The organism is Microbacterium sp. SORGH_AS_0969, assembly GCF_030818255.1.
Lineage (GTDB): Bacteria > Actinomycetota > Actinomycetes > Actinomycetales > Microbacteriaceae > Microbacterium.
In genome coordinates this window covers 1,553,333-1,577,823 of record NZ_JAUTAG010000001.1, presented here as the reverse complement: position 1 = coordinate 1,577,823, position 24,491 = coordinate 1,553,333, and the positions used below count along the sequence as shown (strand labels likewise).

Here is a 24,491-nt window from a genome sequence, read left to right as displayed (position 1 = left end):
GGCCGGCGTGGAATCGCCCGTAGCCGACGACTATCTCAAGGCGATCTACCACCACACCGAGTGGCAGAACGACCCGATCACCCCGTCGCAGCTCGCCGCCGTCCTCGGGCTCGCCCCCTCAAGCGTGACCGAGATGGTGAAGAAGCTCGCCGCGCAGGGACTCGTGACGCACCGCCCCTACGGCCCCGTGTCGCTCACCCCGGCCGGGCAACGCCGGGCTGCGGGTGTCATCCGTCGGCACCGCCTCATCGAGACGTGGCTCGTCCGCGAGTTCGGATACGCCTGGGACGAAGTGCACGACGAGGCCGAGGTGCTCGAGCACGCCCTGAGCGACCGCCTGCTCGAGGGCATCGACGCCCGCCTCGGTCGACCCCGCTTCGACCCGCACGGCGATGCGATCCCGGATGCCACCGGCTCGGTCGAGCGCGAACCTTTCGTGCTGCTGTCGGCCGCGGTGCCCGGTCACGCGGGGCGCGTGCTGAGGGTGAGCGACCGCGACCCCGAGCTGCTCCGGGCGCTCGTCGAGCGCGGCATCGACGTGGGGCACGAGCTCGAGGTGGTCTCGGAGTCGACGGTGCGCGCGGACGGCGTCGACGTCGAGCTGCCCGCCGGAGCGGCAGAGTCGGTCTGGCTGACGCGCTGAAGCCCGCGCCGCGGGTTCGCCCCGGCGGTGCGCCGTCATTCGGAGTTCGTGCCGACACGCCGACGAGCGGGCGCCCCGGACCGGCGTGCCGCCGACGAACTCCGCCGGACGGCCGCCCAGCGCCGACCCCAGCCACCGTGCCGTCACGCGGACTCCGTAACGACACACCGGGTGGCAGACGCCCCGGACCGGCGTGTCACCCACGAACTCCGCCGGACGGCACAGCACACGACGGCCGACCACACCGTGCCCTCACGCGGACTCCGTAACGACACACCGGGTGGCAGACGCCCCGGGGCGGCGTGTCGCCGACGAACTCCGCCGGACGGCACAGCGCACGACGGCCGACCACACCGCGCCGTCACGCGGACTCCGTAACGACACACCGACCCACAGCCGCCCCGGACCGGCGTGTCACCCCCGAACTCCGCCGCACGGCACAGCACGCGAGCACCTCGAGGCGGGCACCGACACGAACTCCGCCGGACGGCACACCGGCCCGCCGTCACCGACACCACACGAACGGATGCCGAGGACTCGAGGCCCGCGCGGGCGATCCGCGACCGCTACGCTGACCCACACCGGCACCCGGGCCGGCCCGGTGAACGCGAGGACCCATGACCCCTCCTACGCAGGTGCGCCGCCCCGTCGCGGTGACCGTGGCGATCGTGCTGGTGTACATCGGCGGTCTGCTGAACACCGCTCTCGGCGTGCTCGTGCTGCTGTCGCGCTACGAGGTGAGCGCCGATCTCGTCCTGCCGGTGTCGCTGGTCGGGGCGGCAACAATCCTGCTCGGCCTCCTCACGGTCGCGGGGGGCTCGGCGCTCTCGCGCGGCAGTCGACTGGCGCGCATCCTTCTCACGGCGTATCTCTCGGTGCTCGTCGTGCTGCAGGCGGCGGCCATGGCCTTGACGGAGCTCGACCCGATCCTCACCGTGGCGCTCATCGCCGCTCTCGCGGTGATCGCGGCCCTGTGGATCCCGCGCGCAGCGCGCCGCTACTTCACCCGCAGGGCCGTCGAAGCCGCCAGCATCGTCTGACCCGGCACGAGCCCGGCAGGTTTCCGACCCGCGGGTCGTGCGAACACTACGCCGCGAGCGCGTCGGCGGGCACTCGTCGAGCCAGGAGACGGCGCACGAAGCGGCGGTGCGCGAAGCGCACGGCCTCGATCGCCGCAAGGGCGGTGACGACGACCGCCGTGACCAACCACGCGCCGTCCTCACCCGGGTCTTGCAGCTGGAAGAACTCACCCAGCGCCGGGACCGTGAAGATCGCGGTGAGCGCGATGAACATCGCACCGACCACGAGCACCTTCACACGCGTGATGGGGCGCGACAGCACCGTGAGCACCCAGATCGCGACGATCGCGAGGATGATCGTCGCCCCGGTGCGCAGCTGCGCGACCGACAGACCGAGATCCATCGCGAGCCGCGTGTACACGGTCAGCGACACCGCGATCACGATGCCGGCCGGGATGGCGAAGCTCAGCGAGCGTTTCAGGAACCCCGGCACGTAACGCTGCGTGTTGGGGAGGAGCGCCAGGAAGAACGCCGGGATGCCGATGGTGAGGCCGTCGGTGATCGACAGCTGCCGCGGCAGGAACGGGAACTCCATGACCAGCACGCCGAAGAGCACCGCGAGGCCCGTCGCGTACACGGTCTTGGTGAGGAAGAGCATCGAGACGCGCTCGATGTTGGCGATCACCTGACGCCCCTCGGCGACGACCGACGGGAGGTGCGAGAAGCGCCCATCGAGGAGGACGAGACGCGCGACGGCCTTCGTCGCCGCCGCGCCCGAGTTCATCGCGATGCCGATGTCGGCGGTCTTGATCGCCAGCGCGTCGTTGACACCGTCACCGGTCATCGCCACGACGTGCCCCCGCGCCTGCAGCGCCGTGACGATCCGCTTCTTCTGGTCGGGAGTCACCCGACCGAACACCGTGTGCTCCTCGAGGACGCGTCCGAGTTCGACGTCGTCCTCGGGTAGTCGGCGCGCGTCGTAGCCCTCTGCGACCTCGAGGCCGACCTCGCGCGCGATCGCGGCGACCGTGCGGGGGTTGTCGCCCGAGATCACCCGGACGCCCACGCCCTGTTCGCGGAAGAACGCCAACGCCCCGGCGGCATCCGGACGGACGGCCTCGATGAAGGTCAGAACCGCCACCGGGACGGGCTCGCCGCGGAACCGCTCCGCCGCGACGTCGTCGTCATCGAGGGGCGTCGCGGTGTGGGCGAGCACGAGGGTGCGTCGACCCGACGACGCGAGCCGGGTCACGGCGGCGCCGAGCTCGGTGTCGGCGTCCGCCGCCCGGTCGCCGAAGACCATCTCGGGGGCGCCGAGGATCCACGTGCCCTCCGCGCGGTCGGCGAACGACACCGCGCTCCACTTGCGCGCCGACGAGAAGGGGATACGGCGCACCGGTTCGAGCGGGGCATCGACCGGGAAGGGCTCGCGCAGGCACCGCGCGGTCGCGTTGGCGTCGTCGGCCGCACCGTACCACCCGAGGGTCTCTCGCCAGCCGTCGCGCTCCGTAAGGGTGAGCGCATCGTCGAAACGGATCTCGCCCGCGGTCAGCGTTCCGGTCTTGTCGAGGCAGATCACGTCGACGCGCGCGAGGCCCTCGACCGCGGGCAACTCGTTCACGAGCACCTTCTTGCCGGCGAGCCGCGCCGCGCCGACCGCGAAAGCGATCGAGGTCATCAGCACGAGACCGAGCGGGATCATCGCCGTGAGCGCGGCGATCGTGTTGACCACCGCCTGCGACCAGGTGCCCTGCTGGAACGCCTCCGCCCACCCGCCGGCGACCATCATCTGCGCGTTCAACACGAGCAGCCCCACCGGACCGATCCCCCACCCGACCCACTTCAGGACGCGATCGATCGAGGTGCGCAGCTCGCTCGACACGAGCTGGAACTTCTTCGCCTCGCTCGCGAAGGTGTTGGCGTACGACGCCGCGCCCACGCGGGTCGCGCGCGCGGTGCCGTCTCCGCCGACGACGATGGAGCCCGAGAGCGCCTCGTCACCGGGGCGCTTGTCGACGGCATCCGACTCGCCGGTCAGCATCGATTCGTCGATCTGCAGTCCCTGCGAGGCGACGACGGTCGCGTCGGCGGGGACCTGATCGCCCGCGCGCAGCACCAGCAGGTCGTCGCGGACGACGTCGCCGGGCGCGATCTCGGCGTCGACGCCGTCTCGCCGCACGCGGGCGCGGGGCGCGTTGAGCAGGGCCAGACGGTCCAGGGCCGCCTTCGCGCGGAACTCCTGCACGCATCCGATCACCGCGTTCGAGAGCGCCGCGACGCCGAACAGGGCGTCCTGCCACCGCCCGAGCAGGAGCAGCACCAGGAAGCACGCGGCCACGATCCCGTTGAACAGCGTGAAGACGTTCGCGCGGACGATGTTCCACGCGCTGCGACTCGTGTCGGCGGCGTACGCGTTGGTCTGCCCGGAGGCGACCCGTTCGGCGACGGCGGCAGCCGTCAGACCGCGGACGTCGTCGGCATCGATACTGTCGGCGGTCGCCTGGTCCATGCGATCACTGTAGGGGTAGCCCCCGACACGCACTCCTCCGATCGCGATGGATTCAGGATGCCGCGCGCCGCGCCCGGTCGAAGGGCCACCGCACGTGGGTCGCCGTCTCGCAGTGCTGCCAGAGGTCTGCGCCCAGATCGGCCCGGCGCGATCGGCGCGACGGCGTCGCGGGACGGGGCAACCCGCGCGCGACGAGCGTGGGGCCGTACATGGTGCCGCCCTCGGCCGCCGGATCGACGAGCGCACGCACCAGCGACCACGCGCCCTGCTCTTTCGACTGGGTGATGGGTGCCTGGAGATTGTCGACGAAACGCGACAGGCGGCTCGGTTCGTTGACACCCCGGATGCCACGCGTCCGGCCGCTCGTGGAGTATCCGGGGTGGGCGATGAGGCTTTCCACCGGCACGCTGTGCGCGCGCAGGCGACGGTCCGCTTCGAGCCCGAGCGCGGTCGTCGCCGCCTTGGACTGCACGTACGCGCGCCACGGCGAGTATCCCTCGACGAGTTCGGGATCGGTGGGCACGTGGTTCCACAGCGAGGTCGACATGCTCCCCACCCAGACCATCCGGCCGCGCGCGGCGGCGAGCGGCTTGAGCATCTCGCCGGCGAGGGCGAAGTGTCCGAGCACGTTCGTGGCGAAGACCAGTTCGTGACCGCCGGCGGTCTCGCGCGTCTTCGGCGGGTGCACGATGCCCGCGTTCAGCAACAGGCCGTCGAGGCGCCCTCGCGCGCGAGCGGTCGCGGCGGCTGCCCGCACGGATCCGAGGTTGCTCGTGTCGAGCAGGAGCGTCTCGATCGAGGCATCCGGATTCGCCCTCTTCACCGCCTCTTTCGCGGTCTGGAGCTTGTGCGGGCTGCGCCCGGTGAGTAGCACGTGCGCGCCGGCCGCGGCGATCTGCTCGCACGCGAAGAAGCCGAGGCCGCGCGTGGCGCCGGTGACGAGATAGGTCCGGCCCGAGAGGTCGGGCAGGTTCCGGGGGTCCCAGTCCGCGCGCGTCACCCTCCGACCCTAACGAGAAGAGTCGGCGGCGTCACGGGTGCATTCCCGATTCGGCATACCGGTGCGTGAGAAAAAGTTCGACGCGGGACGTGACGAATCCGTCGCTCGTTGCGTCATCACTGTGAGCACACCCGCTCCGCCGCGAGAACGCAGGGTTCCGCGACGCCTACACACCCCGAGAGGAAATCGATCATGGGACTCGACGACAAGATCAAGAACGCCGCCCAGGACATCGTGGGCAAGGCGAAGGAAGCCATCGGCAACGCGACCGACAACGACCGGCTCGCGGCCGAGGGCAAGCTCGAGCAGACCGAGGCACACGCCAAGAAGGCCGGCGAGAACGCCAAGGACGCGTTCAAATAAGCCGCACGACCGACGGGGGAGCACGGTGGCGGCCGAGCTCTCCCGTCGTCTCTCCCGGTGGCGCTGTCGGAGGTCGCGGCTAGGCTGAGCCCATGCGAACCCGTGCCGAGATCGAGTGCTGGCTCACCGACATGGACGGGGTCCTCGTCCATGAGAACACCCCCGTTCCCGGAGCAGCCGAGCTCCTGGCGCAGTGGCGCGCCGAGGGCACGCCGTTCCTCGTCCTCACGAACAACTCGATCTTCACGCCGCGCGATCTGAGTGCGCGGTTGCGCGCGTCGGGACTCGTGGTCCCGGAGTCGTCGATCTGGACCTCCGCGCTCGCGACGGCCGACTTCCTGAAGTCGCAGATGCCCGGCGGCTCGGCTTTCGTCATCGGCGAGGCGGGCCTGACGACCGCTTTGCACGAGGCCGGGTTCATCATGACCGAGACGGCTCCCGACTACGTCGTGGTCGGCGAGACCCGCAACTACTCGTTCGAGGCGATCACGAAGGCCATCCGCTTCATCCGTGGCGGCTCGCGTTTCATCGCGACGAACCCGGATGCCACGGGCCCGTCGACCGAGGGAGTGCTGCCCGCGACCGGAGCGATCGCCGCGCTCATCACCAAGGCGACGGGACGCGAGCCCTACATCGTCGGCAAGCCGAACCCGATGATGTTCCGGTCGGCGTTGAACCGGATCGGCGCGCACAGCGAGAACACCGGCATGATCGGCGACCGCATGGACACCGACATCGTCGCGGGCATCGAGGCCGGACTCCACACCGTGCTGGTGATGACGGGAATCAGCGACGAGAGCGAGATCGAGCGCTATCCCTTCCGCCCCGACGAGATCCTCGGCTCCGTCGCCGAGCTCGTCCGCGACGAGCCGATCGAGAGCGACCTCGCCGACGGCGAGGACGGGCTCGCCGAGGGTCTCTGACCCACCCCACGCCCGCTCCGTCAGGATGGACGCATGGACGACCGCACCCTCTGGCTGATCACGGCCCTCATCATCACGGCGGGCAGCCTCGTCGCCCTCCTCGTTCAATGGCGACGCTCACGCCATGGCGGTGGTCGGCGCGACCCGTTCGACGGACCGGGCGACGGCCACGGCGGCGGGCCGGCGTGACAGATTCGCCCCCGTCCGGCACCCGACGGGTGACGCTCTCGCAGGTCGCGGAACGGGCGGGCGTCTCGCGGTCGGCGGTGTCGTTCGTGATGAACGGCCGGACCGACCAGAGACTGTCGGCCGACGTGTTCGAGCGAGTACGTCGTGCGGCGGAAGAGCTCGGCTACCGCCCCAACCAGACGGCGAAGACCCTGCGTACCGGCCGATCGGGGACCATCGCGCTCGTGTCGGACTTCGTCAGCAGCACGTCGTACGCCAACGCGATGGTGCGCGGTGCCATGCGGGCTCTGCGCGAGCGCGACATCCTGCTCTTCACCGTCGACACCGAGGGCGACCCCCAGGTCGAGGAGCGCCTGCTTCACAGCCTGTTCGGGCGGGACATCGACGGCGTCATCTACACCTCGATGTTCACGCGAATCGTCGACCCGCCGCCGCTCCTCGCATCGACCCGCACCGTGCTGCTCAACTGCCGCGCGCGCGGCGGAGACGACGTGGCCGTCGTGCCCGACGAAGTCGAGGCCGGCCGCGAGGCAGCGCGCCTGCTCGTCGCGGCCGGGCACACCGACGGCATCTGGTTCGTGGGCGACCTGCCACCCGGACGGCGGGGAGGCCTGCTCTGGAACGAGTGGGGCCCACTGGCCCTTCCGGAGCGCCTCGAGGGGATCGAACGCGAACTCGCGTCGTCGGGCCTCTCGCTCGCCGGGCATGCGGCCGTCGACGACGACTGGGATGCCCCGAACGGGCAGCGCGCCGTGGAACGACTGCTGCAGGACGGAGCGCGGCCCTCCGCCCTCATCTGCGTGAACGACGCGGTCGCCGCGGGCGCCTATCGGGCCCTGCACGCGGCCGAATGGCGGATTCCCGACGACGTCTCGGTCATCGGATTCGACGGCAGCCCCCTCGCCGGAATGCTGGAACCCTCGCTCACCTCGATCTCACTCCCCCACGAGGATCTCGGCCGCCGGGCCGCGACCCTCCTCCTGTCGGACGACGCGACGCCGCGCGTCGAGCGCGTCCGCATGGCCGTGCACCTCGGTGCGTCGGTCGGCTCCCCCACGCGCTGAACCCTCGACGATTCTGTGCTTTACTCCCGCTGCTATATCGGTATAGCATTCCTCTGTCGGCCACAGAGGGTCGGCCGCTGGCGTCATCGACAAAGGAGTGCGACATGACCCACACCCCCTCCCGTCTCTCGCGGGCTCCCCACGCCTGGTGGGTCGGTTTCGTCTGCGGAATGGCGACCTTCGTCGACACCGCGGCGACCACCGGCATCGCCGTCGCGCTCGTGCTGTTCCAATCCATGGCGCCCGGGGTGCCCGGACTCACGCCCGATCAGATCGGGCTGCTCACCGGCGTGCTGACCGCGGGCGTCGCGGTGGGTTCGCTCGTCGGCGGCCGACTGGGCGACCGCCTCGGCCGACGCCGCGTATTCCTCGTCACCATGGCGCTCATCGTCGTCGGCTCGCTCACCCCGTTCTTCGGGGTCTCGTTCGAGATCCTCCTCCCCGGCATCGCGCTCATCGGCCTCGGAGTCGGCGCCGATCTGCCGGTCGCCCTCGCGACGATCTCCGAAGCGGCAACCGATCGAAACCGCGGGAAGATCCTGGTCTTCTCGAACCTCCTCGGGGGTTTCGGCATCCTGATGGCCGTTCTGATCGGCATCTTCTACGGCTCGCTGGGCCCCGTCGGCGGACAGATCATGTTCGGCGCCTTCGGCGGGATCGGACTCGTCGTGCTGGCACTTCGTCTGACCATCCCGGAGTCGGCGATCTGGCTCGCCGCCCGAGACGAGCGTCGCGCGGGAGTGCAGACCGTCCGGGCCGAGCGCACGCGCCTCCGGGACTTCGGTCGCACGCCGTACCGCCGTCCCTTCGTGACGCTGCTCGTCTACTACACGCTCGCCTCGCTCGCGATCAGCGTCGCGGGAAGCTTCGGCACCTTCGTCGCGGTCAACGTGGCCGGCATCCCGGTCAACGAGTACCAGGGCTGGACCCTGCTCGCGATGCCCGCCGCGATCGTCGGCGCCGTCTGGTTCATGAGCGTGGCCGACACCCGGTTCCGCATGAACTGGTTCGTGATCGGCGCCGTGGGCGTCGTCGTGGCCAACCTCGTTCCGGTCGTGTTCGGGTTCACGCTGCCCGCGCTGATCGTCTCGGTCGTCGGGTCGACGTTCGCCGGCGCGTTCTGCTTCGAGACGATCATGAAGGTGTGGACGCAGGAATCGTTCCCCACGATGATGCGCTCCACCGCCCAGGGCACGATCTACGCGGTCGCACGCTTCGCGACCGCCGGACTCAACGTCGTGACTCCCGCCCTGCTCGCCCTGAACCCGTCGGGCGTGTACGTCGGCGTCTCGATCGTCGCGGCCCTCGGCTTCCTGATCGGGTGGATCGGATTCCGGCGCGCCACGCGATCGTCCTTCGACGTCGAGAGTGAACTCGTCGCCGACGCGTCCGCGACCGACCGCCCCGCGCCCGCCACGCCGGCGACCGCCTGAACCCGAAAGACCCCGATGAGCCTGCAGCCCTTCGACGTCTCCGTCCGTGGTCTTGCTCTGCGCGGCGTGCACTACCGACCCGATCGCGACGGCGACGCGCCCACCGTCGTGCTGTTCCACGGCTTCGGAGGCTCGCGGGTCGAGACGACCGGAGTGTTCGTCACCCTGGCCCGCGCCCTCACCGCGCGCGGGCTCGGGGTGATCGCCTACGATCGCGCCGGGCACGGCGAGAGCGACGGCGACTTCTTCGACACGACCGTCTCGGGCGACATCGCCGACGCCCACCTCGTGCTCGAGGCCGTGCGTCGGAGGGAAGGAGTGGATGCCGAGAACCTCCACCTCGTCGGGATGAGCCTCGGCTCGGTCGTGGCATCCGTCGCCGCCGCCTCGAACGAGCACGCCTTCCGCTCTCTCACGATGTGGTCCACCGCGGCGCTGTTCGTCGACGAGATCAGCGGCGGCACCCTGCAGGGACGCTCGCTCGAGGGCCTCGACCGCGACGGCTTCTTCGACTTCCTGGGGATGCGGCTGGGGCCGGCGCTGCGCGACGACGCCGTGACCTTCGACGTCTACGGTCGAGCGGCGGGCTACGACGGTCCGGTCCTGCTGCTGCACGGGACGGACGACTTCATCCCCGTCTCGTACGCCGAGCGCTACCTCGCGGCCGACGTCTTCGGCGATCGCGGCCAACTCGTCGTCGTCGACGGTGCCGATCACGGGTGGGCGCAGCTTCCGCAGCGCGACGATCTAATCGCGCGCACCGTCGCCTTCATCACGGCGAACGCCCGATGACCCCCCGGGGCGAGGTCGTCGCTCTCGACGGCGGCCGCGTGCGGATCGTCGGGCACCTCGACACGCTGCGCGACCGCGGCATCCGTCCGGTGCGCATCCCCGTCGCGGCCTGGCCGCATTTCCCGCCCGCCGGCGAGAACCTGCGCGCGGTGTCGATGCAGGCGAGCGGCGTCCGCATCGCCCTCGTCACCGCGGCGACCCGCATCGAGCTGCACGTGGTGTGCACGCGCTTTCAGGTGCAGGACTTCCTCGGTGCGCGCAACGCGTTCGTCGCCGAGATCGACGAGAAGCGGCACGCTCATGTCGAGTCGCCGGTGAACGGCATCCTCCACGTGCCGCTCAGCGCCGACGCGCAGCGCACCGAGGAGTTCTCGCCGTCGTCGGTCGTCGTGTTCGACGACCTCCCCGAGGGCGAGAAGACCGTGACGGTGTGGCTGCCACAGGGCATGATCGTCGATCTCCTCGACGTGCGGGCGAATCGGCCGATCGAGGCTCCGGAGCCCTCGACGCGTCCGGTGTGGGTCCACCACGGCAGCTCGATCAGCCACGGCGTCGAGACGCCGCTGCCCACCGGCACCTGGCCCGTCGTCGCCGCCCGCACAGCCGACCTCGACGTGATCAACCTCGGCTTCGGGGGCCAATGCATGCTCGACCCCTTCGTCGCCGACGCCATCGCCGCGACCCCCGCGGACATCATCTCGCTCAAGGTCGGCGTGAACATCGTGGGTGCCCGGTCCATGGATCAACGCACCTTCGCGCCGGCGCTGCACGGGTTCCTCGACCGGGTGCGGCGGGGGCATCCCGAGACGCCGATCGTCGTGGCATCCTCGATCCTCTGGCCCGAGAGCGACGAACGTCCCGGCCCCTCCGACGTGGAGTTCCTCGACGACGGCATCCGATGCTTCACCGCAGGAGACCCGGCCGACATCGCGAAGGGCGCGCTCACGCTCGCGGAGTCGCGGCGTCACATCGCGGGAGTCGTCCGCACCCGCGCGACCGCGGGCGAGGCGGTCCATTACCTCGACGGGCTGGCGCTCTACGGCCCGGAAGACGTCGCCCGCTTCCCGCTCCCCGACGGGCTGCACCCCGACGAGGCGCTGTACCGCGAGATGGGCGCGCGCTTCGCGGCCCTGGCGTTCGGCCCCGACGGGCTCGTCCCGCGCGAGAGCCTCGGCGACTGAGCCGTTACTGCGGCTGGAGGCCCAGGTCGTCGAGATCGATGGATGCCAGCCACCGCAGGCCCTCGGCCTCGATCGCGGCCTGCGCGCCGGTCTTGCGATCGACGATCACGGCGACGGCGACGACCTCGGCGCCCTCGCGACGCAACGCCTCGACCGCCTTGAGCGCGGACTGGCCGGTGGTCGAGGTGTCTTCCACGACCACGACGCGCTTGCCCGCGACGTCCGCGCCCTCGATCTGGCGGCCGCGACCGTGGTCCTTGGGCTCCTTGCGCACGACGAACGCGTCCAGCGGGTGGCCGGCGTGCACCGACTCGTGCATGACGGCGTTCGCGATGGGGTCGGCGCCGAGGGTGAGACCGCCCACGGCGACGACACCGTCGAGATCCTTCACGAGATCGAGCACGAGGCGGCCGATCGCGGGAGCGGCGCGGTGGTCGAGCGTGAGCTTGCGCATGTCGACGTAGTACGTCGCCTTCTTGCCGCTCGAGAGGGTGAAGTCGCCGTGGAACACCGCCTCGTCCTTGATGAGGCCGATGAGGGCCTGGCGGTCGGCTTCGAGCTCGGGCGTTGAGGCGACGGTCACGCGATCGATTCTATTGGCCGATGTCGGCGCGGCCGAGGGATGTCACCGCGCGGGGGTTCGGCATCCGTCCGGCCGGGGCATGTCGCGGCGCGGGGGTTCGGCATTCGTCCGGCGGAGTTCGTGGGCGACACTCCGCGGCCGCGCCGCCTCGAGCGGCGTGTCGGGCACGAACTCCGCGCGACGGTACGGGCCCGACGCGACGGCACGACAGCCCACCCCACCCACCCCCACGAGACCGACGATGTCCCCGCCCGAAAGTAGGCTGGATGCCATGCGCCTGGCCACCTGGAACGTCAACTCCATCCGCGCCCGCGTCACCCGCACGGTCGAGTTCTGCGTGCGCGAGCACATCGACGTGCTGGCGATGCAGGAGATCAAGTGCAAGACGGAGCAGTTCCCCTACGCCGCGTTCGAAGAAGCCGGCTACCACGTCGCCGCGCACGGGCTGAACCAGTGGAACGGCGTCGCGATCGCGAGCCGCGAGCCGCTCGAAGACGTCGAGATCGGCTTCCCGGGCATGCCCGGGTTCGAGAAGGGCAAAGAGGGGCCCGACCTCCCGCAGGAGGCGCGCGCGATCGGCGCCACGGTCGACGGCGTGCGGGTGTGGAGCCTGTACGTTCCCAATGGTCGCGGGCTCGACGACCCGCACTACACCTACAAGCTCGACTGGCTCGAGAGACTCCGCCAGTACACCGCCGAGACGCTCGCGGAGAACCCCGATCTTCCGCTCGCGCTGACCGGCGACTTCAACATCGCCCCGACGGATGCCGACAACGGCGACCCCACGGTCGTCGAGGGTGCGACCACCCACGTCTCTCCGCCCGAGCGTGCTGCCTTCGCGGCCTTCGAGTCCGCGGGACTCACCGACGTCGTCCGTCCGCTCGTCCCCACCGGCTACACGTACTGGGATTACAAGCAGCTGCGCTTCCCCCGCAACGAGGGGCTGCGCATCGACTTCATCCTCGGGTCGCGCGCGTTCGCCGACGCGGTGCAGGGCGCCGAGATCCACCGCAACGAGCGGAAGGGCGAGGTCCCCAGCGACCACGTGCCGGTCGTCGCCGACCTCGACCTGACGGATGCCGGAGACGACGATCTGCCGATGATCTTCGGCTGACACGGGTACCGGCTCGCGCGCAACCGACGCGTTCGACGATTACCGGTGGCATCCGGCGCACAGAACCGGAAACGCGTCGTAGATCCGGACGCATCGCGTGGATTCATCCGAATCTGACGCCGGTCTCCGGATCCACGACACCGGTGCGCCACCCGGCCGTGCGTTCCGACGCGAGTGCCAAGGCGGGGCCGAGGCGAACCCCGACCCCGCCGTTGCGCGGGCTTCAGACCGCGGGGACCTCGGCGGGAGCGGTGCGCTGAATGAGCGTCACCAGCGCCTCGATGATCGAGCGGAGGAACGCGGCGGTGCCCTCGTCGGTCACGGTGCCGTCCTCTTCGAAGAGACCGGGGGTCGACTGGATGTAGCCCTCGGGCTGACCCAGGACCAGGGCGTTGTAGTGCAGGAGCACGGAGCGGAGGTGCTGCTGGCCCGCGGCGGTGGCGATGCCGCCCTGCGAGGTGCCGATCACCGCGGTCGGCTTGTCGTTGAACGACGCCTCGCCGTAGGGACGCGCCGACCAGTCGAGCGCGTTCTTGAGCACGCCGGGGATCGAACGGCTGTACTCGGGGGTCACGACGAAGACGCCGTCGGCATCCTCGATCGCCTTCTTGAACTCCTTGGCGACCTCGGGGAAGTTCCCGTCGTAGTCGGGCGAGTAGAAGGGGAGGTCCTTGATCGGGATCTCCTTGAGCGTCACGCCCTCGGGCGCGACCTTCTCGAGAGCCTTCGCCAGGCGGCGGTTGATCGAGGTGCTGGAGATGCTTCCGACGATGTAGCCGATCGTGTAGTCGGTCACGGTGATCCTCTCTGGGGACGGAGGGCGGCGCGCGCCCGGGTACATTCACCTGCAAGCATCGACGGTGAACCTGTATTCCCCCTCCTCTTGACTCCGTCACGAGGGGGATGCAGGTGGCTGAGGTCCCCCGTAGCGTGAGGGGATGCCACCGCTCACCCGCACGTTCACCCGTGAGCTCACCCCCACTCAGCGACGTAACGACATCGTGCTCGCGATCGTGCTGCTGCTCGGCGGGTTGCTCAGCGCCGTGCTGTCGGCGGTCTCGGGCCTCTACGGCGACAAACAGGCGTCGCTCGCCCTCGCCGTCGGATATGTCTTCGTGCTCGCCCTGCCCATCGCGGTGCGGCGGCGATGGCCGTCGGTCACCGCCGTCGTCGTGTCGGTCGCGTACTTCCTCGCGGTGACCCTGCGGATCCCCGAGATCTACGCCGGCAACATCGCGATGTTCATCGCGCTGTACACCGTGGGCGCGTGGCAGCAGAACCGGCGGCGCGCGACGATCGTGCGGATCGCGATCATCGTCGGCATGTTCACGTGGTTGTTCGTCGTGATGTTCCAAGACGCGACCCAGCCCATCGACCCGTCCGCCGAGGGCGCGTTCTCGCGCGCGGGGGCCTTCTCTCCGTTCGTCGCGTACCAGTTGCTCATGATCGGCGTGAACGCGCTGTTCTTCGGCGGCGCCTATTACTTCGGGAACCGCTCGTATCAGCAGATGAGCGAGCGGGCCGCCCTCGAGGAGCGGACCGCCGAGCTCGAAGCCGAGCGCGAGGTGACGGCGGCGCAGGCCGTCGCGCTCGACCGCGTGCGCATCGCGCGCGAACTGCACGACGTGGTCGCGCACCACGTGTCGCTCATGGGCGTCCAAGCGGGCGTCGCGCGAACGCTGCTGTCAAAGGACCCCGACAGAGCGCGCGAGGTGCTCGCGGGTATCGAGGGCTCCGCCCGGACGTCGCTCCACGAGCTGCGCCAGCTGCTCGAGACGCTCCGCGCCCCCGGTAGCGAGTCCGACCCCGACACCGCGCCGACCACGCACGGTCTGACCTCGATCGCGGCGCTCGTCGACGAGGCGACCGCCGCGGGTCTTCCCACCACCTTCACCGTGATCGGCGAACCCGCGCACGATCCGCCCCCTCTCGTGCAGGTGAACCTGTACCGCATCGCGCAGGAAGCGCTCACGAATGCGCGTCGGCACGCCGGTCCCGGCGCCACCGCCGACGTGCGTCTGCGGTTCGATCCGGATGCCATCGAGCTCGAGGTCTCGAACACGGGACGCGCAGGCTCGAAGACGCCTGGGCTCGGTCAGCTGGGCATGCGCGAACGCGCGGCGGTCTCGGGCGGCACGATCGAGATCGGCCCGCGCTCGCGGGGCGGCTACCTCGTGCGCGTACGTGTCCCGGCCGTACAGAACGAGGTGGCTCATGTCTGAGCTGCGGGTCCTCCTGGTCGACGACCACGCGATGATGCGCGCGGGCTTCCGCACGATCCTCTCGCTCGAAGACGACATCACGGTCGTCGGCGAGGCCACGACCGGTCGCGAGGCGATCGCCGCGGCGGCGGAGCTGCACCCCGACGTGATCTGCATGGACGTGCAGATGCCCGACATGGACGGCCTCGAAGCCACCCGTGTTCTGGTGGCGGACCCCGCGGTGGATGCCGCCGTCCTCATCGTCACGACCTTCGACCGCGACGACTACCTCTTCGCCGCGCTGTCGGCCGGCGCGAGCGGGTTCCTGCTGAAGAATGCGGGTCCCGAAGAGCTCGTCTCGGCCGTGCGCGTCGTCGGGGCCGGAGACGCCCTGCTCGCGCCCGAGGTCACCCGCCGCGTCATCGAGCGCTTCGCCTCGGGAGGGTCGCCCGAGCCCGCGGCATCCGTCCCTCCCCCGCTCACGCTCGCGGAACCTCTGACCGAGCGCGAGTCGGAGGTTCTGAGACTCGTCGCCGAGGCGCTCAGCAACGCCGAGATCGCGGCGCGACTGTTCATCGGCGAGGCGACGGTGAAGACGCACGTGTCGAACGTGCTGCAGAAGCTCGGCGCGCGCGACCGCGTGCAGGCCGTGGTGTTCGCTCACCGGCACGGCCTGGCCTGACGGCGCCCGGTCCCTTCGACAGGCTCAGGGACCTTCGACAGGCTCAGGACCCCCACGGGCCGAGAACCGGCGAACCGAGGTGGCTGAGCCCGTCGGCCTCTCCGGCACGCCCGAGGGTCCGCGCGGGAGGTGGCTGAGCCCGTCGAAGCCACGGCGAGCCGGGACGCCGGTCCCTTCGACAGGCTCAGGGACCTTCGACAGGCTCAGGACCCCCACGGGCCGAGAACCGGCGAACCGAGGTGGCTGAGCCCGTCGAAGCCACCGGGGGATGCGCAGGTCGACGCCCTCCCCCGAGAGGCGGAGGCGACGACCCCACCCGCGGCGGAGGTGCCGTGGCATCCGGGTCCCTAGCGTGAGAAGCATCGAGAAGAAGGGATGCACCGTGCTCCAGTTGGACGGCATCACCAAGAGCTACGGCGGTCGCCGCGTGCTCGACGACGTGAGCTTCACCGTCGCCCCCGGGCGGCTGACGGGATTCGTCGGCGGCAACGGCGCCGGCAAGACCACGACCATGCGCATCGCCCTCGGCGTGCTCGGAAAGGACGCCGGTTCGGTCGTGCTGAACGGCTCGCCCGTCACCACGTCCGACCGCCGCCGCTTCGGCTACATGCCCGAGGAGCGCGGGCTGTACCCGAAGATGAAGGTCGCTGAGCACATCGCCTACCTCGCGCGGCTGCACGGCTTCGGCAAGGCCGAGGCGACCGCCAAGGCGACGGCCCTTCTCGAGCGCCTCGGACTCGGCGAGCGCCTCGGCGACCTCGTCGAGACGCTCTCGCTGGGCAACCAGCAGCGCGCGCAGATCGCGGCATCCCTCGTCCACGAGCCCGACGTGCTCATCCTCGACGAGCCGTTCTCGGGCCTCGACCCGCTCGCCGTCGACGTCGTCGCCGGGGTGCTGCAGGAGAAGGCGGCCGCGGGCGCCGCGGTGCTGTTCTCGTCGCACCAGCTCGACGTCGTCGAGCGGCTGTGCGACGACCTCGTCATCATCGCCGGCGGCACCATCCGCGCGGCCGGGACCCGCGAGGGTCTCCGGGCCGAGCACGCCACGCACCGCTACGAACTGGTGTCGCGCGGCGACGCCGGGTGGCTGCGCGACGAGTCCGGCGTAACGGTCCTCGATTTTGACGGCGGCTACGCCCTGTTCGACGCCGCCGACGACGCCTCGGCCCAGCGCGTTCTGCAGGGTGCCGTCTTGCGCGGCGACGTCGTGAGCTTCGCTCCGCAGAGACCTACCCTCGCCGAGATCTTCAAGGAGGTCATCCAGTGAGCACCACGACCCCGACCACGCACCGCGCCCCCAGCGACCTGCAGAGCATCTGGCTCGTCGCCGAGCGCGAGATCGGCTCGAAGCTGCGCAGCAAAGCGTTCGTCATCTCGACGGTGATCCTCGTGCTCGCGGCCCTCGCCTCGGTCGTCTGGGGCGGTTTCGCCGCGAACAACCTCTCGGGAAGCGGCATCCCGGTCGCCGTCACGGCGCAGACGCAGGCGGCGGTCGAGGGACTCGACGGACTCGAGGTCACCGTCGCCGACAGCGACGACGCGGCCACGGCCCTCGTCGAGGACGGGACGGTGGATGCCGCCCTGGTGTCGGGTTCGTCGGACGCCTCGTTCGACTACACCGTCGTCGTGAAGGACTCGGTGCCCTCGACCCTTCTGCAGATGCTCAGCGAGACGCCCCCTGTTCAGGAGCTCGAGCCGGGGGCCGGCGCGGCGAGCGCGCTGCGCTACTTCATCGCCCTCGCGTTCGGGCTCGTGTTCCTCATCGCCGCGTCGACCTTCGGTGGCACGATCGCGCAGAGCGTCGTGGAAGAGAAGCAGACGCGGGTGGTCGAGATCCTCATCTCGGCGATCCCCGTGCGCGCACTGCTCGCCGGCAAGGTGCTCGGCAACACGGTGCTCGCGATGGCGCAGATCGTGCTGCTCGCCGCGGTCGCGGTGATCGGCCTCGCCGTGACGGATCAGGCCGGAGTGCTCAGCGCCCTGGGCGCCCCGATCGCCTGGTTCGCGATCTTCTTCCTCTTCGGTTTCGTGCTGCTGGCATCGCTGTTCGCCGCCGCCGCCGCGATGGTCTCGCGTCAAGAAGACATCGGGGCGACCACCACGCCGATCACGATGCTGATCATGGCGCCGTACTTCCTCGTGATCTTCTTCAACGACAACCCGGTCGTGCTGACGATCATGTCGTACGTGCCGTTCTCGGCGCCGGTGGGGATGCCGCTGCGCATGTACCTCGGTGACGCGCAGTGGTGGGAGCCGGTGCTGTCTCTGCTGGTCCTCGTCGCCTCGTGCGTCGTGGCGATCGGCATCGGCTCGCGCATCTACCAGAACTCACTGCTGCGCATGGGCGCGCGCGTGAAGCTCGCGGAGGCGCTGAAAGGCTGAGGGCAGCGCGCGGGGGCCTTTGGGCGGAGGGGGCTGAGGCCCGGCGGGCGGAGGGGGCTGAGGCCGTCAAAGCCCCCGGTCCCTTCGACAGGCTCAGGGACCTCGCGTTGCGCGCGACCCGGCGGGGCGGAGGGGGCTGAGCCTGTCGAAGCCCCCGGTCCCTTCGACAGGCTCAGGGACCTCGCGTTGCGCGTGAGGCGCGAGGCCCCGCGACGGGAGGAGGGGGAGGGATGCCAGGGCTTCGGCATCCCTCCCCCGCGCGTCATTCTTCGAGCACGGCGAGGACGTTGCCCGCCGAGTCGCGGAACCACGCGATCAGCGGTCCGCCCTCGCGCATGATACCGCGCGAGTCGGTGGGGAAGTCCGCATCGTCGTAGATCTTCGTCTCGACGCCACGCGCCCGCAGGTCGTCGACGGCCGCCTCGACATCCGCGACGGGGAAGTTCAGCACCGTGAACGACGCGGGCGTGTGGTTCGGCTTGCCGTACACGAGCACGCTCCCACCCGAGGCGAGCTGCAGCGACAGGAAGCCCGTGCCGGCGAGCACCTCGACGGTGAGTCCGAGCGTGTCCGCGTAGAAGCGATGGGCGGCGTCGAGGTCGTCGACGGCGAAGCCCGAGAAGGCACCGGCGGGACTCAGCGCGCCACGAAGGCCGTGACGCTGTCGGACAGACGGATCGGGATGCCGTCGACCCCCGACGAGACCGGCTCGCCGATCGCGACGGTGAGTCTCTCGTCGATGCCGAAGACGGCGGCTCCGACCTGCGCTCCGCTCGCGCACCCGGCGGACCAGGGACGGTTCTCGCTGGAGGTGAAGGTCGCGATGCAGCGTCCGTCGCCGTCGTCGGGCCGGGCGAGGTAGATGCGGAAGTCGCTCACCGTCGCGATGTAACGGGTGCTCGCCGGGTCGATGCCGCTGTCGCTGAGGATCTCGGCCGAGATGACGTCTTCGGCCGTCTGCGGGAAGGTGAGCTCGGGCAGGCTCGCCTCGGCGGGATCGGCGGTGGCCGCGGTCGACGGAGGGGCCGCGAACGTGGAGCCGATCGCGACGCCGACGCTCACGAGGGCGACGGCGCCGACCCCGATGAGCGCCCAGCGGAGGGCGGGGCGCCGGGTGGACGGTTCGGTGACGTCGTCAGCGGGCGTCGGGGGCTCGGCATCCGGTACGTCGGCGGGCGGATCCTCCACGATGGGCGGCCGTCGTGCGTTCTCCTCGAGCTCGGCGAGCCGAGCGATCATCGCCGGAGTGGCGGCGGCACCGTCGACGCCGTAGACCCGCTCGCGCAGGCGGCGCAACTCGACGTCGTCGTCCATGCGATGACTCTAGGGCCGCGCGGTGGGGGTGGGGGCGGACTGCGCGGTCCCCGTGCGCAGCGTGAGGTCGTGCTCGCCGCGCGGGGTCGCTCACGCAGCGCGAGGTCCCTGAGCCCGTCGAAGGGACCGGAGGCTTCGACAGGCTCAGCCACCTCCGCCGCGGCCCGCAGAGCGCGCGGCCACCGCCGCCGCGGCCCGAGGAGGGCGCTCAGCGCGGAGCCGTGGCATCCAGGGCGTCGGCCGCCCCCACCAGCGCGAGATGCGACAGGGCCTGCGGGGTGTTCCCGGCCTGCCGCTTCGTCGTGGGGTCGTACTCCTCCGACAGCAGGCCGAGGTCGTTGGCGACCGCCGTGAGGCGCTTCATCAACGTCACGGCCTCGTCGCGCCGCCCGCTGTGCGCGTACTGCCCGACCAGCCAGAACGAACACGCGAGGAAGGGATGCTCGTCGCCGCTGAGCCCGTCGACACCGGTGGTGCGATAGCGCAGAAGCCACCCGTCGGGCATGAGCGTCTTTTCCATGCGCGCGACCGTGGCGAGCATGCGCGGATCGTCGTAGGCGCAGAAGCCCACCTGCGGCAGCACGAGCAGCGACGCGTCGACCTCGTCGGTGTCGAAGTGCTGCGTGAACCACCCGCCCTCGTGCACGCCACGCGCATCGATGTCGGCGCGCACGCTGTCGCGCAGCGCGCGCCACGTGTCGACCTCGCCCTCGCGACCGCCCTCTTCGACGGCCCGGATGCCACGGTCGAACGCGGCCCACACCATCGCCCGGGAGTGGGTGAAGTAGTGCGGTTCTCCGCGCATCTCCCAGATGCCGAGGTCGGGTTTGTCGACCTCTCCTGCGAGCTGATTCAGCAGGGAACGTTGGAGCGACCACGAGAACGTCGTCTCTTCGACGCCCGCGTTCCGCGCCGCTTCGAGCGCCACCATCACCTCGCCGATGACATCGGCCTGGTACTGCGTGACCGCCCCGTTGCCGATGCGAACGGGCGCGGCGCCGCCGTATCCGGGAAGGCTCGTGATCTCTCGCTCGGGGAGGTCGCGCTCCCCCGCGATGCCGTACATGATCTGCACGTCGGCCGGATCGCCGGCGATGGCCCGGAGCAGCCAGGTGCGCCAGTGCTGGGCGGCATCCAGGTACCCGTGGTCGATGTACGCGCTCAGCGTGAGCGCGGCGTCGCGCAGCCACACGTAGCGGTAGTCCCAGTTGCGGGAGCCGCCGAAGGCCTCGGGGAGCGAGGTGGTCGCGGCCGCGACGATGCCGCCGGTCTCGGAGTGCGTGAGGGCGCGCAGCACCATGAGCGAACGGGTGACGAGTGCCGCGTGCGTGCCGGCGGACTGCACGCGGTCGGCCCACGCGGCCCACCATTCGCGCGTGCGTTCGAGGGCCGCCTCGACATTGAACGCCGCGGGGGCTTCCTTCCACGACGGGCCCCACGAGAGGACGGAATCGACGCTCTGCCCCGCCGCCGCCGTCCAGCGGCCGCGATGCGCGGTGTCGACGGCGATCAGGCGCGGACCCCGGATGACGACGGCATCGGGACCCGCGACGGCGAGGATCGCGTGTTCGCCGCCCTGTCCGATCTGCTGAACCCACGGGACGGCCCGCGCGTAGTCGAAGCGCAGACGGACCTCGCTGACGAAGTCGACCTCGCCCGACACACCGACCACGCGACGGATCACCGCTTCGACGCCCTCGTCGACCGGCATCGCGTCGTAGACGTCGGCGACGCCGGTCGCCGTCTCCCACCGCGTCACGAGGACGAAGGTGTCGCCGTCGTAGCGCCGGGTCGCCCGGGCCTCGGGGTCTGCGGGGCGCAGCGACCACCGCCCGTGCGACTCGTCGCCGAGGAGCGCGCCGAGCATCGACCCGCTGTCGTACCGCGGCAGGCAGAGCCAATCGATGCTCCCGTCGCGGGAGACCAGGGCTGCGGAGCGGCAGTTGCTGAGGACCGCATAGTCCTCGATCGGAGTGGTCACCCTCGGATCATGGCAGGTGCCGCCGACATCGTGGCCGAACATCTCGATAGTGGCATCCATGCGCGCGCTGCAAGCATCCCGGCGATGTCGGAACCGAGCGCTACGGTTACCCCATGGCGGCGGACACGACCCTGATCATCCTGGGCGCCTCGGGCGACCTCACCTCTCGACTGCTCCTCCCGGCCCTCGGCCAGTTGCTCGCCCGCGAGCCGAAGCGCTCGATCCGCCTGCACGGCGCCGGCATGGACGACTGGACCGACGAGCACTGGCGCGACGTCGTGAAGAAGGCCTTCCAGACGATGGATGCCGAGGCGGCCTTCGACCAGGTCTCGTCGACGACCTACTCGCAAGCCGACATCACGAAGGCCGCCGACCTGCAGACCCTCCTCGACGGCGCCGAAGGGCGCCTGGCCCTGTACTTCGCCGTTCCGCCGGCCGTCACCGAGAAGTCGTGCATCGCCCTCGCCGACGTCACGATCCCCGCGGGCACGATCCTCGCCCTCGAGAAGCCCTTCGGCACCGACGAAGCCAGCGCGCACAAGCTCAACGAGCAGCTGGCGACCCTCGTCCCCGAAGACCAGGTCTTCCGCATCGACCACTTCCTCGGTCGCTCCACGGTGCTCAACCTGCTGGGCGTGCGCTTCGCCAACCGTCTCATCGAGAGCGTGTGGTCGGCCGACGACATCGCGACCATCACGGTCGACTTCCCCGAGAAGCTCGGCCTCGAAGGCCGCGCCGGGTACTACGACTCCGCAGGAGCTCTGGTCGACATGATCCAGAGCCACCTGCTGCAGGTCATGGCGTTCGTCACGATGGAGCCGCCGTCCTCGCTCGACCAGCTCGATCTGCGCGACGCGACGTCGGCCGTGCTGCGCGCAACCCACGTGCTCGACGACGACCCGGTGAAGAACTCCCGCCGCGCGCGGTACACCGCGGGCGAGGTGGGCGACCGCCACTTCGTCTCGTACGTCGACGAGCCCGGCGTCGACCCGTCGCGCAACACCGAGACGCTCGCCGAGATGACCGTCGAGGTGCGTACGGCGCGCTGGCAGGGTGTGCCCATCACGCTCCGTTCGGGCAAGGCTCTGGATGCCGGAGACCCGGCCGTCACCGTCACCTTCAAGCCCGTGCGGCACCTTCCCGGCGGATTCGTCGGCGAGAGCGACCCGTCGAAGCTCGTCTTCTCGCTCGGCCCCGACACGATGAGCCTCGAGCTCAACGTCAACGGCGCCGACGACCCGCTCGAGCTCGAGCGCGTGACCCTCGACGCCGACCTCGGCGAGGGCGCGCTCAAGGCGTACGGCGAAGTGCTCTCGGGCATTCTCGACGGCGACGCGATGCTCGCCGTCCGCGGCGACGCGGCCGAGCAGTGCTGGCGCATCGTGCAGCCGGTGATCGACGCGTGGCGTCAGAACAAGGTGCCGCTCGACGAGTACGCGGCGGGAAGCGCGGGGCCGTCGTCCTGGAAGGCCTGACGGCGGCTCCTGCGGCGGGGCGGGGCGGCACCGTTGCGGCGCGACGCGACGAGCCGTCGCTCATCGACGCGCGCGCCGAGGGCGCGGCATCCTGAAATCTCTCTATGAGGGCGCGACGCACGACGTCACATGGGAACATCTCGTGCGCGCGTGGCGTTCACTGGTTCGGGTCAACGGCGTCCCGGCTCAGTCCTCGTTCACAGGAGTATCCATGTCTCTCGTTCTCGACCGCACCGCCCCCACCGAAGCCCCCATCCTCGACGTCCTCGCCGAGCGCTGGAGCACGCGCGTCTTCGACCCCGAAACGCCGATCGACGAAGTCGCGCTGCGCTCGGCCCTGGAAGCCGCCCGTTGGGCTCCCTCGGGCATGAACCACCAGCCGTGGCGCCTGATCGTCGCCCGTCGCGGCGGCGACGCGCACGCTCTCGTCGTGTCGGCCCTGATGGGCTTCAACCAGGCATGGGCTCCGGCCGCCGGCGCGCTGGTCGTCGTGCTCGCCGAGACCGAGACGGCCGAGGGCGAGGCACGCCCCTGGGCTCTGTACGACGCCGGTCAAGCGGCCGCGCACTTCACCGTGCAGGCGCACGCCGAGGGTCTCGCGACGCACCAGATGGGCGGCTTCGAGGTCGACGCCCTCCGCGCGGCCTTCGACATCGAGCCCCGCTTCGTGCCCGTGACGGTCATCGCCGTGGGCACCCTCGGCGACGTCGACGCGGCCGAAGAGGGACTGCGCCAGCGCGAACTCGCGCCGCGCGAGCGCCGCACGATCGCGGAGTCGCTGCTCGTCGACGCCTGATCACGACACCCCAGCGACACTCGTTCGCCCCCGCACCCGAAGCCGCGGTGCGGGGGCAAACCTGCTTCGGTCCGGCCAGCGGCGGGGCGCCGACGCGGACTCCGCCCTGAGGCGATCGCGCCGCAGCGGTGGCGGACCGCGCTCACCTGTCGTCGGCAACGTGGCGTTCACAAGGGCGGCTTACCATCGCTTCCGTGACGACCTCTTCGCCCACCGAAGCCGGTGCACCGGAATCACAGCCCATCGCGCTCGCGGGGGCGCGGCGCGGACGAATACGGTGGCGACGCCTCCGTCGGCTCAGCCTGGCACTCGCCGTCGTTGTCGTGGCGATCGTCGCGGCGGGGCTCCCCCTCTACGTCTTCCCTCCGCAGGGCGATCCGACCGACGCGAATCTCGTCTACGTGATCGGACCGCCCCAGCAGCAGCGGCTCGATCTCGGTGAGACCCTTCGCGACGCCGACGGCAACCTGCCGATGCTGATCTCCGTGTCGGGTTCCGCAAAGGGGCATGGGGACCGCGCCTTCGACGCCTCTGAGATCGACGCGTGTGGCGAGCCCGGGGTCACCTGCAAGCGGCCGGACCCGTTCACCACCGCCGGCGAGGCCAAACTCCTCACCGACTACGTTGCGAGCCATCCCAGCGACAAGACGGTCGTGATCACCTTCACCCCGCATGTCGCCCGCACGCGGTACATCTTCGAGAAGTGCTACGGGGGCGACGTCACCGTGATGGGTGTCGACACGAACATGTCGCTGTACGACTGGGCGTTCCAGTACGTGTATCAGACCGCGGGGTTCGTGAAGGCCTGGCTCACGCCCTGCCCGTGACGAAACGGGGCGGCTGGTGC

24 protein-coding genes are annotated in these 24,491 nt (G+C 70.5%); 17 read left to right on the top strand and 7 right to left on the bottom strand.

The annotated features are described in order from the left end of the window. Positions 1 to 7 precede the first annotated feature (7 nt). Complete coding sequence (locus QE388_RS07365; protein ID WP_307384421.1) at positions 8 to 643, top strand: metal-dependent transcriptional regulator; 636 nt, start codon at positions 8 to 10, stop codon at positions 641 to 643. A gap of 617 nt (positions 644 to 1,260) precedes the next feature. Then, the gene (locus tag QE388_RS07360) at positions 1,261 to 1,683 is read left to right on the top strand and encodes a hypothetical protein (protein ID WP_307384418.1); all 423 of its coding nucleotides are present in this window, start codon (positions 1,261 to 1,263) and stop codon (positions 1,681 to 1,683) included. A 46-nt stretch (positions 1,684 to 1,729) separates the two neighbouring features. Here the strand turns inward: QE388_RS07360 and QE388_RS07355 are convergent, their stop codons facing one another. Then, positions 1,730 to 4,171, bottom strand: coding sequence for an HAD-IC family P-type ATPase (locus QE388_RS07355; protein WP_307384417.1), 2,442 nt, complete (start codon positions 4,169 to 4,171; stop codon positions 1,730 to 1,732). Positions 4,172 to 4,223: 52 nt separating this feature from the next. Beyond that, complete coding sequence (locus tag QE388_RS07350; RefSeq protein ID WP_307384415.1) at positions 4,224 to 5,171, bottom strand: SDR family NAD(P)-dependent oxidoreductase; 948 nt, start codon at positions 5,169 to 5,171, stop codon at positions 4,224 to 4,226. A 192-nt stretch (positions 5,172 to 5,363) separates the two neighbouring features. On the opposite strand from QE388_RS07350, the gene QE388_RS07345 reads away from it, so the two are divergent. The 7 genes from QE388_RS07345 (at position 5,364) to QE388_RS07315 (ending at position 11,116) form a co-directional block, all read left to right on the top strand. Continuing rightward, on the top strand, positions 5,364 to 5,534 hold the full coding sequence (locus QE388_RS07345) for a CsbD family protein (RefSeq protein ID WP_307384413.1): 171 nt from the start codon (positions 5,364 to 5,366) through the stop codon (positions 5,532 to 5,534). A gap of 92 nt (positions 5,535 to 5,626) precedes the next feature. Then, positions 5,627 to 6,457, top strand: coding sequence for an HAD-IIA family hydrolase (locus QE388_RS07340; protein ID WP_058595263.1), 831 nt, complete (start codon positions 5,627 to 5,629; stop codon positions 6,455 to 6,457). Positions 6,458 to 6,490: 33 nt separating this feature from the next. Next, positions 6,491 to 6,646 (top strand): hypothetical protein, encoded by a 156-nt coding sequence (locus tag QE388_RS07335; protein WP_307384410.1) that lies wholly within the window; start codon positions 6,491 to 6,493, stop codon positions 6,644 to 6,646. Further along, on the top strand, positions 6,643 to 7,710 hold the full coding sequence (locus tag QE388_RS07330) for a LacI family DNA-binding transcriptional regulator (RefSeq protein ID WP_307384408.1): 1,068 nt from the start codon (positions 6,643 to 6,645) through the stop codon (positions 7,708 to 7,710). The genes QE388_RS07335 and QE388_RS07330 overlap by 4 nt, the downstream gene beginning before the upstream one ends. 104 nt (positions 7,711 to 7,814) lie before the next feature. Then, positions 7,815 to 9,143, top strand: coding sequence for an MFS transporter (locus QE388_RS07325; protein ID WP_307384406.1), 1,329 nt, complete (start codon positions 7,815 to 7,817; stop codon positions 9,141 to 9,143). Between the two features lie 15 nt (positions 9,144 to 9,158). Beyond that, a complete protein-coding gene (locus QE388_RS07320; protein WP_307384403.1) occupies positions 9,159 to 9,935 on the top strand; it encodes a S9 family peptidase in 777 nt (258 codons plus the stop codon). Continuing rightward, positions 9,932 to 11,116, top strand: coding sequence for a GDSL-type esterase/lipase family protein (locus QE388_RS07315; protein WP_307384401.1), 1,185 nt, complete (start codon positions 9,932 to 9,934; stop codon positions 11,114 to 11,116). Before QE388_RS07320 ends, QE388_RS07315 begins: the two co-directional genes overlap by 4 nt. 4 nt (positions 11,117 to 11,120) lie before the next feature. Here QE388_RS07315 and pyrE read toward each other — a convergent pair whose 3' ends face one another. Beyond that, positions 11,121 to 11,699 carry an orotate phosphoribosyltransferase gene (gene pyrE, locus QE388_RS07310; protein WP_307384398.1) on the bottom strand — a complete coding sequence of 193 codons (579 nt, stop codon included), beginning with the start codon at positions 11,697 to 11,699 and terminating at the stop codon, positions 11,121 to 11,123. A gap of 271 nt (positions 11,700 to 11,970) precedes the next feature. Here pyrE and QE388_RS07305 point away from each other — a divergent pair, with 271 nt between their 5' ends. Beyond that, complete coding sequence (locus tag QE388_RS07305; protein ID WP_307384395.1) at positions 11,971 to 12,813, top strand: exodeoxyribonuclease III; 843 nt, start codon at positions 11,971 to 11,973, stop codon at positions 12,811 to 12,813. 223 nt (positions 12,814 to 13,036) lie between these two features. Here the strand turns inward: QE388_RS07305 and QE388_RS07300 are convergent, their stop codons facing one another. Further along, positions 13,037 to 13,609, bottom strand: a complete 573-nt coding sequence (locus QE388_RS07300) for an NADPH-dependent FMN reductase (protein WP_058595253.1) — start codon at positions 13,607 to 13,609, stop codon at positions 13,037 to 13,039. 142 nt (positions 13,610 to 13,751) lie between these two features. Here QE388_RS07300 and QE388_RS07295 point away from each other — a divergent pair, with 142 nt between their 5' ends. The 4 genes from QE388_RS07295 to QE388_RS07280 all read left to right on the top strand — a co-directional run bounded on the left by QE388_RS07295 (position 13,752) and on the right by QE388_RS07280 (position 18,078). Continuing rightward, complete coding sequence (locus tag QE388_RS07295; RefSeq protein WP_307384391.1) at positions 13,752 to 15,035, top strand: sensor histidine kinase; 1,284 nt, start codon at positions 13,752 to 13,754, stop codon at positions 15,033 to 15,035. After that, positions 15,028 to 15,696, top strand: a complete 669-nt coding sequence (locus QE388_RS07290; RefSeq protein ID WP_307384388.1) for a response regulator transcription factor — start codon at positions 15,028 to 15,030, stop codon at positions 15,694 to 15,696. The genes QE388_RS07295 and QE388_RS07290 overlap by 8 nt, the downstream gene beginning before the upstream one ends. A 382-nt stretch (positions 15,697 to 16,078) precedes the next feature. Then, positions 16,079 to 16,963 (top strand): ABC transporter ATP-binding protein, encoded by an 885-nt coding sequence (locus QE388_RS07285; RefSeq protein ID WP_275796698.1) that lies wholly within the window; start codon positions 16,079 to 16,081, stop codon positions 16,961 to 16,963. After that, positions 16,960 to 18,078 (top strand): ABC transporter permease, encoded by a 1,119-nt coding sequence (locus QE388_RS07280; RefSeq protein WP_307384383.1) that lies wholly within the window; start codon positions 16,960 to 16,962, stop codon positions 18,076 to 18,078. The genes QE388_RS07285 and QE388_RS07280 overlap by 4 nt, the downstream gene beginning before the upstream one ends. Before the next feature lie 262 nt (positions 18,079 to 18,340). Here the strand turns inward: QE388_RS07280 and QE388_RS07275 are convergent, their stop codons facing one another. The 3 genes from QE388_RS07275 to QE388_RS07265 form a co-directional block, all read right to left on the bottom strand. Continuing rightward, positions 18,341 to 18,718 (bottom strand): VOC family protein, encoded by a 378-nt coding sequence (locus QE388_RS07275; protein WP_307387079.1) that lies wholly within the window; start codon positions 18,716 to 18,718, stop codon positions 18,341 to 18,343. Next, positions 18,715 to 19,392, bottom strand: coding sequence for a hypothetical protein (locus QE388_RS07270; RefSeq protein WP_307384380.1), 678 nt, complete (start codon positions 19,390 to 19,392; stop codon positions 18,715 to 18,717). Before QE388_RS07270 ends, QE388_RS07275 begins: the two co-directional genes overlap by 4 nt. Before the next feature lie 208 nt (positions 19,393 to 19,600). Next, the gene (locus QE388_RS07265) at positions 19,601 to 21,373 is read right to left on the bottom strand and encodes a glycoside hydrolase family 15 protein (protein ID WP_307384377.1); all 1,773 of its coding nucleotides are present in this window, start codon (positions 21,371 to 21,373) and stop codon (positions 19,601 to 19,603) included. Between the two features lie 113 nt (positions 21,374 to 21,486). Between QE388_RS07265 and QE388_RS07260 the strand changes: the two genes are divergently transcribed. The 3 genes from QE388_RS07260 (at position 21,487) to QE388_RS07250 (ending at position 24,471) form a co-directional block, all read left to right on the top strand. Further along, positions 21,487 to 22,848 carry a glucose-6-phosphate dehydrogenase gene (locus tag QE388_RS07260; protein WP_307384375.1) on the top strand — a complete coding sequence of 454 codons (1,362 nt, stop codon included), beginning with the start codon at positions 21,487 to 21,489 and terminating at the stop codon, positions 22,846 to 22,848. 211 nt (positions 22,849 to 23,059) lie between these two features. After that, positions 23,060 to 23,644, top strand: coding sequence for a nitroreductase family protein (locus QE388_RS07255; protein WP_275800751.1), 585 nt, complete (start codon positions 23,060 to 23,062; stop codon positions 23,642 to 23,644). 194 nt (positions 23,645 to 23,838) lie between these two features. Next, on the top strand, positions 23,839 to 24,471 hold the full coding sequence (locus tag QE388_RS07250) for a YdcF family protein (protein ID WP_307384371.1): 633 nt from the start codon (positions 23,839 to 23,841) through the stop codon (positions 24,469 to 24,471). Positions 24,472 to 24,491: the final 20 nt, after the last annotated feature.